Below are 643 nucleotides of genomic sequence, written 5' to 3' on the forward strand. Positions count from 1 at the left end.
GCCACATCCCCGGCGCCCGCAACGTGCCCTACAATCTCCTGTTCGATGCCGCGACCGGCGAGATGAAGCCGCTCGACGATCTCCGCGCCGCTTTCACGGGCGCTGGCGTCAAGCTCGATGCGCCCATCGTGACGAGCTGCGGCTCGGGCGTGTCGGCCGGCGTGCTGACGCTCGCGCTCTATCGCCTCGGGATCACCGACACCGCGCTCTATGACGGCTCATGGTCGGAATGGGGCCAGGAAAAGGGCCCGGCCATCGCGACCGGGCCGGCGTGAGACGTTCGACTGTGGCCGCGCTGAAGGTGCGCTCCCTCGCCTCGCCTCGCGCTTGCGGGGAGAGGCGAAGAAGGAGCATCAGCGCGCGCGCGTGGTCGTCGCGAACGTCTGCTGCTGTCCGAACGGATCGAGCTGTTGCTGCAGCTGCTGAGGCGGCGGACGCCGCACCACGCGTTGACGCTTCTTGGCCGCCTTGCGCTTGGTCGCCTTGCTGTCCGAGGCGCCGCTACCGGCCTTGTCATCGACCTTGTCACTGACCTTGGCCTTCGCCGGTGGAGCCTTCGCGGTCGTCGTCGCCGGCTCGTTCAGGGCGGCCAGTTTGGCCGCGGCGACGTCGAGCGCAGAGGAGGCCAGGGCCGCACTGGGAT

The 643-nt window shown here is 69.4% G+C and carries 1 protein-coding gene and 1 pseudogene; one reads left to right on the plus strand and one right to left on the minus strand.

Annotation, left to right across the window (positions count from 1 at the left end; translation table 11 throughout):
- Positions 1-275, plus strand: a 275-nt coding sequence (locus MOV75_RS40920) for a sulfurtransferase (protein WP_247008537.1), incomplete at its 5' end; no start/stop codon positions are given.
- Between the two features lie 78 nt (positions 276-353).
- Here MOV75_RS40920 and MOV75_RS40925 read toward each other — a convergent pair.
- Positions 354-643: pseudogene (locus MOV75_RS40925) on the minus strand (hypothetical protein); the annotation flags it as partial.

Origin of the sequence: Bradyrhizobium sp. PRIMUS42 (assembly GCF_023006515.1) — a bacterium.
In the GTDB taxonomy this organism is placed as follows: domain Bacteria; phylum Pseudomonadota; class Alphaproteobacteria; order Rhizobiales; family Xanthobacteraceae; genus Bradyrhizobium.